This is a genomic window from Xylanibacillus composti (assembly GCF_018403685.1).
GTDB lineage: Bacteria > Bacillota > Bacilli > Paenibacillales > K13 > Xylanibacillus > Xylanibacillus composti.
This window is the reverse complement of sequence record NZ_BOVK01000092.1, coordinates 1-8,765: the sequence shown is the minus strand read 5'-3', so window position 1 is coordinate 8,765 and position 8,765 is coordinate 1. Positions and strand designations below refer to the sequence as shown.

At 44.5% G+C, this 8,765-nt stretch carries 8 protein-coding genes and 2 pseudogenes; 8 read left to right on the top strand and 2 right to left on the bottom strand.

Features of this window, described 5'->3' with window-relative positions:
- Nucleotides 1–171: 171 nt before the first annotated feature.
- The 3 genes from XYCOK13_RS21185 (at nt 172) to XYCOK13_RS21175 (ending at nt 3,553) form a co-directional block, all read left to right on the top strand.
- Nucleotides 172–1,683, top strand: coding sequence for a HAMP domain-containing sensor histidine kinase (locus tag XYCOK13_RS21185; RefSeq protein ID WP_213414244.1), 1,512 nt, complete (start codon nt 172–174; stop codon nt 1,681–1,683).
- Between the two features lie 764 nt (nt 1,684–2,447).
- Complete coding sequence (locus tag XYCOK13_RS21180; protein ID WP_213414243.1) at nt 2,448–2,756, top strand: hypothetical protein; 309 nt, start codon at nt 2,448–2,450, stop codon at nt 2,754–2,756.
- A gap of 455 nt (nt 2,757–3,211) precedes the next feature.
- Nucleotides 3,212–3,553, top strand: coding sequence for a hypothetical protein (locus XYCOK13_RS21175; RefSeq protein WP_213414242.1), 342 nt, complete (start codon nt 3,212–3,214; stop codon nt 3,551–3,553).
- Between the two features lie 37 nt (nt 3,554–3,590).
- On the opposite strand, the gene XYCOK13_RS21170 is transcribed toward XYCOK13_RS21175, so the two are convergent.
- Complete coding sequence (locus XYCOK13_RS21170) at nt 3,591–4,175, bottom strand: hypothetical protein (RefSeq protein WP_213414241.1); 585 nt, start codon at nt 4,173–4,175, stop codon at nt 3,591–3,593.
- Nucleotides 4,176–4,421: 246 nt separating this feature from the next.
- Here XYCOK13_RS21170 and XYCOK13_RS21165 point away from each other — a divergent pair, with 246 nt between their 5' ends.
- From XYCOK13_RS21165 to XYCOK13_RS22425, 5 genes and pseudogenes are all read left to right on the top strand, one after another.
- The gene (locus tag XYCOK13_RS21165; RefSeq protein WP_213414240.1) at nt 4,422–5,057 is read left to right on the top strand and encodes a hypothetical protein; all 636 of its coding nucleotides are present in this window, start codon (nt 4,422–4,424) and stop codon (nt 5,055–5,057) included.
- A gap of 55 nt (nt 5,058–5,112) precedes the next feature.
- Nucleotides 5,113–5,424, top strand: a complete 312-nt coding sequence (locus XYCOK13_RS21160) for a hypothetical protein (RefSeq protein ID WP_213414239.1) — start codon at nt 5,113–5,115, stop codon at nt 5,422–5,424.
- A gap of 8 nt (nt 5,425–5,432) precedes the next feature.
- The gene (locus XYCOK13_RS21155) at nt 5,433–5,930 is read left to right on the top strand and encodes a hypothetical protein (RefSeq protein WP_213414238.1); all 498 of its coding nucleotides are present in this window, start codon (nt 5,433–5,435) and stop codon (nt 5,928–5,930) included.
- Nucleotides 5,931–6,633: 703 nt separating this feature from the next.
- Complete coding sequence (locus XYCOK13_RS21150) at nt 6,634–7,326, top strand: hypothetical protein (protein ID WP_213414237.1); 693 nt, start codon at nt 6,634–6,636, stop codon at nt 7,324–7,326.
- Nucleotides 7,327–8,159: 833 nt separating this feature from the next.
- A pseudogene (locus tag XYCOK13_RS22425) lies at nt 8,160–8,459 on the top strand (transposase); the annotation flags it as partial.
- A gap of 13 nt (nt 8,460–8,472) precedes the next feature.
- Here XYCOK13_RS22425 and XYCOK13_RS21140 read toward each other — a convergent pair.
- A pseudogene (locus tag XYCOK13_RS21140) lies at nt 8,473–8,765 on the bottom strand (transposase); the annotation flags it as partial.

The window sequence follows — 8,765 nt, the reverse complement described above, 5'->3', positions numbered from 1 at the left end:
AAAATCTTTGACAGACCCCATCGAACAAATCGGATTAACTCCCCACGCTTTTGACGCGAACGTCAGGTCGTTTATAATAGAGGAGTCAATGCGGCGCGACGGACAGACAGGTCTGTTCTCAACATAGGGGAAACGAAATCAGACCTGTTCTCAACATAGAGGAGGAATCAGATGAAGCTCTGGAACAGTGTAGTAGGCAAGCTGTGGGCCACGATTATTTTACTCGTAGCAGTCGTCCTGATGATTTTGGGGTTCTTTTTGCTCGAATATATCGACATGGCCTTTTCGAATTCGAATGATGTGAAGCACCTGTTTATCTACACCGGCGTGATCGGGTTCTCCTTAACGACGTTCTTCGCCTTTTTCTTGTCCACGAAGATTACACAGCCCCTGGTGAAGCTGCGCGATGCCGCGGAGCGGCTGACACGTGGAGACTATGACGCACGGCTCGGCTACCACTCCTCGGATGAGATCGGTGCGCTGGCCAACGCATTCGACCATATGGCTGATCAGCTGCAGAGCACCGTACGTGATCTGAATCATGAGAAGGAGCATCTGAGCAGTGTGCTGCGCAGTATGACGGATGCCGTCATCACACTCGATGCGGATGGACGTGTGATTCTGACGAACCCGCAGGGCGAGAAGCTTGTGCAGGAATGGAGCGCATTGGAATGGGCGGCAGGCTCTACGACAGTGCAGAACGAGAAGCGCACTGACGAGTTCGGAACAAGCGATGGCGCGCCCGTACCGGAGCCGCTGGAAGGCGTCTTCCGCTCTGTTGTGCGGGAATCGACCGAATTAACCGACGTGATCCAGGTTCATCAAGGAGTCTGGTCTGTCGTCATGACGCCGCTGTATACGAACCAGCAGGTGCGAGGGGCTGTAGCAGTGCTGCGGGATGTCACCGAACAGCATAAGCTGAACAAGCTGCGCAATGACTTCGTCGCGAATGTCTCGCACGAGCTGCGCACGCCGCTCTCCATGCTGCAGGGCTACAGCGAAGCGCTGCTCGATGACATTGCGGACTCGCCGGAGCAGCGGAGGGAGCTGGCGCAAGTGATTTTGGACGAATCGCTGCGGATGGGCAGACTCGTCCATAACTTGCTGGATCTGGCCCGTATGGAGGCCGGTCATCTCGTCATGAAACGGGAGGAGGTCAACATCAGCAATCTGGTGAAGCGCATCGTGCGCAAATTTTCGGCCTTAGCCAAGGAGCATGGGGTGGAGCTGCATATGGAGCTTCCAGCTCAGGAACTGCTCATACAGGATGCCGATGAAGACCGACTGGAACAGGTGCTGACGAATCTGACCGACAATGCGCTGCGGCATACGTCGGAGGGGAAAGCGATTACCCTGCTAGCCGCGATGGCAGAGACACATGAAGAGGAGACCGAGCCACAACTACTGCTTGAAGTATCGGATCAGGGGGAGGGCATTCCGGCCGAGGATCTGCCGTATATATTCGAACGATTTTACAAAGCTGACAAAGCCAGAACCAGAGGCTTCAATGGCAATGGAGCGGCCACGAGCACAACTGCCGATGATGCAACCGTGGGTGGCGGCACAGGATTAGGCTTGGCCATTGTGAAAAATATCGTGGACGGCCACGGCGGCATGATCAAAGCAACCAGCACCGTTGGTCAAGGAACAACCTTCTCCATCAGGCTGCCTGTCAGCCGATGAGAGATTGCTTGGAGCGGGGTAAGCGTTATTGTGAAAGTTGGTTAGGGAATTGGGCTGGAGCTTACAAAGTCACAGGCAAATAAAATGTACCGGTCAGGCAGCTCTGCTCCCATCGAGGAGTAAGCTGCTTTTCATTGTTCTAGGGAGAAGTCGATTCTCGTTCAGATGCGATATGGTCCAGCAGCGAAGAGGTGCTTGGTCAGATACTCCCACGTAATATTCGCCATTAGTTGACAGCGTTTCCACGCAAGTGTCGGGCCATAATCTCGAATGGTTGAATCATTTGTTGAATGGTTGAAAATAATCTTGTCCCTCGTGGAACATTTTTCGATCGTGGTATGGTAAACTACAGGTTCACGAGGCGGCTATCGGGTAATCTCTTGACGTGAATCTGGGGATATATCAGACAATTGGCAGGGTTGTCCGTAGTTAACAGGTGTTAGTGGTAGTACTACCATTAATGAATAGTAGAATACTCATGAAATCCTTTGGAATTAACGGTTCAGATACGGATTTCTTACCCTTTTACCACTAATCATTACGCTGTCTTCTTCTCTTGATGGTATTTGGGTAATAAACCGACGTACCACACACCATTCTGCAACGAACTTGTGAAGTTGATAACATGAATCAATGGTAAAAGGTAATAAGTTGACATCCCTCTAGGTATTTAGACCAGTAGAACGCTCAAAAGGAAGGAAACGCTTGTTCCCTTTTCTTGGGTGTGGTATAATGAGAACAATCATGGTGATGGAGGCTGGGATATGTCTGAGGAACGTTTTGAACGGATGGAGAATATGCTGGCTCAATTGATTCAGATGGTGGCTGAGACTAACAAGACAGTTAAGAACACTGAAGACCGCATGGATCGAATGGAACAGCGAATGGACCGAATGGAACAGCGAATGGACCGAATGGAACAAAGCTTTGAAGCGGAGAGAGAACAAAATCAACTTAGACACCGTGAACTGTTGAAGGAGAGTCGAAACCTTATCTTTGAAGTTGACCATCTGAGGAACCAATCGGCCAAGCATGATGCGGAAATTTACAAGTTAAAGCAGCCTCAGTCGTAACACCATGAATCTTACTATGTGTAATCATAGATGAATCGAACGATACAAGGGCTCGTCCTTCTGGCATAATAGGACTGGGCCCTTTATTTGTGTAGGAACTTTGCACTGCAAATCCCTGATGATGAACCTGGAGGGCAGGCTCCACGATTATTTTTGTTTTATTTCCGCAATTCTATCTCGTGGGTGCCTAGCTCTTCGTTTTGGAAAAAGAATCGTTTAGCAAGCCCTAAGTGCATATATATATTCTTTATTTCTGTCAAAGTGTTTACATCATTACCAGGCTGTTCAACTCGCACCATCGTATCCGACAAATGAGATTGCAACTTGGATGAGTATGCTTAATGATGAAGATTTTTTGTTTATCTAGTAATATAAGAAAAGGAAGATTTGGCTATTTTTTATGTTAGTTGGAACGTAAGCTCGCCTTACACATGCAATGAAAGGGGTGCTGGAGAGTGAAAACAATCAACATCGTATTAGGTGCACTACTGCTCATATTCGGGGGACTCTTCTTCATCAATGATTGGCAGAAAGTGATTGGGGCATTGTTCTTTGCGGGAGGGATCTTTTCCATAAGTACTGATCTTATTCTTGCCTCTAATAACCAAGATGACCGAAATATAAAGCTGCGAGCGGGGCACACATCCTATCTAATTAGTGTTGTGTATATATTCATAATTGTCCTGTTGTTTCAATCGGGTATACTTAACGACCCCATTAACGGATTTGCATTAATCCTGCTAGGTGTTATCCTTGCTTTTCCCATCTCGATGTTGTATTACCGCAATGAACAGTGAGCAGAGAGAAAGGATCACACGGTTTTTGTCGCTTGCGTCAGTTGCTTCTGTCTCTCCATGTTTGGACCAGTGTAGAAATCAAACCTACGATGTAGTAGAGCAGCAGTCCTGCCAATCCGACTAATCCAACTAGAAAGAGGAAGAAGCTAATGATTACCGCGCCAAATTGATCGGTGAGTGTGATGAAATTGAAATTTGATTTCGCCAGGTACTGCGGGTCTACCTCGGATACATCATAAATAAATGTTCGATTAGACAACATGTTTGCGGGTATTTTGAATTCCCCTTTCTTCGTCAAGAAATAAGGATATTCTTCCATCTCACACTCGCCAAATCCATATAGTTCGATATATCCATCTCCGTAAGTGCTTTCTCCCCAAATGCCTCCGTAAGCTGGCGTAGTCTTGGCTGACCAAGAGGACCCTCCAAAAAACATATCCTTGATGTCTATCTCGACACTTTCAATTTCGTAGCCGCAATATTCCTTGCCGTACGCGATCACGGCATTTTGAAGCTTGCCTTTCGTATAATAAACTTTCGATGCGTAGTAGAGGGGATAAGCCACCATGATACATAGAAAAATCGTCATAAGGAGCAGTTGGACCTTAGTGAATGGTTTCAATGATTTTCCTCCAATGGGCTGACTGTTTCACGCTGACGCAACCCAATATATTCCTTATATCTACTATAGACTAAGTACACTTACAAAACTACAATTTTTATGATGGTAATCACCCTCTGACCAACAAATAATGCTTAATATAACTAGTTAGGACGTGAGTCATGTGTTGATCCGAGGGCGCATGACATGCAGGATCATGTCACGGCAATGAATCAGCTGTATACTAATGAAAGGAGGGGAGCGATAATGAGGAATGTAAAGATAATATCGATAATTTTTATATGTGTGTCATTACTTTGCTCCTTTGCTACTGGATGTACATCCATTAGCGAAGACGATAGCGCTATACCCATTTTCGATTTTCATGGTTCTTATTCTTTTTATTACAGCATTGATGAATTACTCGATCAAGCGGACGTAGTGGCAGAGGTTAGGGTGAATGAACATCAAAAAACGGAAATGATCGCGAGCCTACCATTCACAACATCAGCCGTTGAAATACAAGAAGTCTACAAAGGGGACCTGTCCAAGAATGAAGTCATACTGGTGAATGAATTAGGCGGCCTTTATCGCCCTCATTTGTTTGGAGATCCAAGTCAGCCACAGCAAGAAGAGTTTGTTGAGATGCGAGTGGAAGGCGTATCCGTTATGCAACCCGGGGATATACAAATTATTTTCGCTAAACTCGATGACGAACTAGATGATGGATCGTATACGATCTTTGCGTTATGGCAAGGGAAGTTTAAGATACAGGGTGACCAAGCGGATCGTGGCGTGGCAAAGCATGAGGAGGTCAATGAAAATTTTGTGTTCGAAAGCGCGATTCAATTAAAAGATAAAATCAAAATGGCAAAGGTAACGAAGGAAAGGGAAAATGACTGAACGTGTTAGTCGTAGAGCAACTAGTACAAATATACTAAATGATAGGGGGATTATAGTGATAGTACGATTAACACTATGCTTGAAGATAATAATCGTCGTTTTGTTATTATCATCTTGCGATTTCATAGGTAAAGGAGAGTTGGATTTTTCCGAATATGGTGAAGCGGCGCATCTATCGATAGAGACACTTGAAGAATGGATTGAACTCTCTGACCATATCCTAACAGGAGAACAGATTGCTTCACGTCCCTACGATACGTATTTGGAATATGATATACAGGTCCGGGAACAGTTCAAAGGAAGCGTAACAGATTCCGTCATCCAAGTATTCTCAGCTGTGCCTTTAGCGAGTATCGGGAGAATGTAGTTTACACTGTGGTCGGTGTTCCGAATATTATTGATAGGGATCGTATCCAAATCGGCCCGCTTAAGGATAAAAACGTTGAGCAATTAAGAAAGACAATCCAAGCGTCACCAGAACAGCAAGCATTTCAAGACAAACATCAAGTTATAGAATCAGCGGAAAATTTGGATGCACTCATAGATCTTTCTGACTACATTGTTCATATACGACCGACTGCTATTGCTTTTGTGAATCCATCCCTGAAAGCGGTTGAATTCGAATTGCTGGAACAATTCAAGGGAGATGAACGGTTCAAGGAAAAGCAGATCATTCGACTTCCTTCGTCGATTGAATTGGAGCAAGAATATTTGGTGTTTTATCGGATTTATGATTCAGAGCGAGACGCCGTAAATCCAGGTATCACCTTAACTACACGCCATGGCAGTGTGATAGCGAAGCAGGAAGATCTGTTATGGAAGAGTGCGATCGAGACGTTGGAAAAGCACGTAGAAGCCTCTTCAGAAGAGTAGTTAACTGGTGTATTTAGTAGAGTAGAGGTCGGCTTATTTGTACAAACAGGTCGTCTCCTTTTGGGTGTGGACTAGCTAGTGTGATACCGATGTAGTAGATGGGGTATGAGCAGGCGAGCAGTTTCGTTGATAATGGCAGTAGTATCAATAATTAATAGTAGTAAGTATATGTAATTCTTACGGTTACGTGTGTAAAACTCGGATTATTAACCCTTTTACTCTTATTAGTTACGCCGGCTTCCACTCTTTATGGTAATTGGGTAATGAATCGTGTGATTGGGTGCGGTACGAATGTGAAATAGTTAATAAGGTATCATTCATTTATGGTAGTAGTACCACAAATGCACCCACAGCGATTCCAGAGGCACTAGCCGAAACTTAACCCCTGCTCGATCCTGCCGACTATGTACGGGACATTTTCCAGAGCTTGTTGGACATCTAGCGAGAAGACAAGCCTCCTTATTGGTGTATGTCAGTGAGGAGGGGGGAGTTAACCCGTATGAAAAATCCATTGCGAAAAGAAGAAGTCTGCAGAATGTTGGGACAATAACTGCACGCACCAATGATTATGTGGTACAATAGCATTTCTGGCAGGGGTGGCTATGGATGCAAACTACTTCTGTTCCTTTCATGCTTCTTTGTTTACTAGCGGATGTAAAACGTTTTCTTTTATTCGAATTATACAGAAAATAAGGGTGGTATGATGATTGATTATCTGATCTTTACAATTAGTGGGACCGTGGAAGGATTGGCGATGTATATCTTTGTGTTTGCCTTGTTCTGTTTGCCCATCCGAGAAAATATGAAATTGCTGGTGATTAGTTCGATCCTGATCAACTTATGCTCCTACCAGCTTCGGGTGGCGGATCTCGCTATGGTGGATGTTCTCATACATGTTGTGTTGTACATTTTATTTATGTGGCTGATGTTCGAGATTCCTTTGATCTATTCGATAATATTGACTATTGTAATGTATGTGGTGTTGGCAGTAATGCAGCTTGGATTGATTTATCCTTTTCATTACCTCGGTTTTTATAGGTTGGACTCATTGGATGAAACGATTCTTTGGGGGAGACTCATTCAACTCCTTTCCGCTGGCTGCCTTATAGGTATTAGTTTTTTCCTGCATATGAAACGGCTACACTTCAGCTTTGTGCCAAATCATCGGCATAAGCGAGTTCGGTTGGAGTACGAGAATTTGTATTTATTGATCTTATCCATCACGATGCTGTTGTTGTTGGCTGCTTGTATAGGATTTGTCGCGTTGAATAATCTTTACTTGTATACGACGCTGTTAAGTATCATTCTTGTCGGATTAATTGGCGTTTTTGTGTATCTGGCTGTTAAGAAGGATATGCAGCATTACGGGAAGGGCCGGTTATCCCGGAGGAGGTAGCGGGCTAACGCATAAAGACAAAATGGGGGTTCAGTATGCAACTTGTGCTGTATCTGATAGGCGGTTTTCTTGACAACTTGTCAACGCTTTTGATAATTTTCACCTTATTTGGTTTTGCGATTAGAGATAACCTCAAATATATGTCCTTTGTATCAGTATTAATAGTGGTGCCATCTTATCCGTTACGGATCTTGGGGTTAAACATGATTGATATCATTGCGCACAGTATTTTCTTTTTCTTGGCTCTGCGAGTCGTCTTTCAAATTCCCTGGATGTTTGCCTAGTCATGATTATTGGGCATGGGCTACAGGGGTTGATCCAATTTCTTATATTGTGGCGCACTGATTCTATGAACATCGATCCGCTCTCTATGACAGCGAGAGTGTACCAGGTGATCATATTCGCCGTTATTGTGTGGGGATGCTACGTATTGCGTCGCATGAAGATGTACTTCAGCTTTGTTCCAGACGACTCGCGTATCCGAGTGAAGATGACTACTATTCATCAGCAATTAATGGCGCTATCTGTGTTTACATTTATCCTGTTAAACTACGGGATCTTCCACGCGTATTACACAGGTTACTTACATTTAATGCTGCCTGTGCATCTAATTTTTACTGGGATACTTGTTCTATTTATAATTCTATTCCTTAAGATTGAGAGAGGAAGGGAAAGAGGGAATAATCGGGTAGAGTGAAAACTATAGGATCGTCTACATTAAGTTGGACAGAAAAAATAAGGGCTTGTAGAATAGACCTATCATACTAAGGAGCGGATCTCTACAATGCCGTGCCATTGCTACGGTAGAAGGCGATCTGAACCAAATCCAGTGGTTTCACACGGACCGTGGGAGTGAGTTTAAAAACCAAAAGATGGACGAGCTCCTGGATACCTTCAAGATCGGTCGATCGCTAAGCGCGAAGGGTTGTCCTGATGACACTGCTGTAGCTGAAGCGACCTACAAGGTCATGAAAACAGAGTTCATCCATCAGATGGAGTTTCAAAGCCTTCATCACCTGCAGTTGGAACTATACGACTATGTCAACTGGTTTAACAAGCATCGAATTCATGGATCATTGGGGTACATGACGCCTGTTCAGTACCACCAAGCAGCCCTTAAAAAAGTTGTCTGATTTAATGTTGACAATCCATGGACACTCTTACATTCGCATGATCGAGCAACTCTAAGTATTCAGCGTTTGTGAAATGGCTCCCTTGATCACTGTTGATGATATCAGGTTTGCGGTCGGCTAGTGCTCGTTTCAGGCAATCCATAACAAATGTCTTTTCCAAGGTGCTCGAGAGCTCGTAATCGACGATTCGTCGGCTGTACCAGTCCACGATGACAAACAGATACATAAAGCCTTTCTCCATCCGAAGATAAGTAATATCGATTCCCCAGACTTGATCAGGACGGCAAATATCCAGATTCCTGAGCA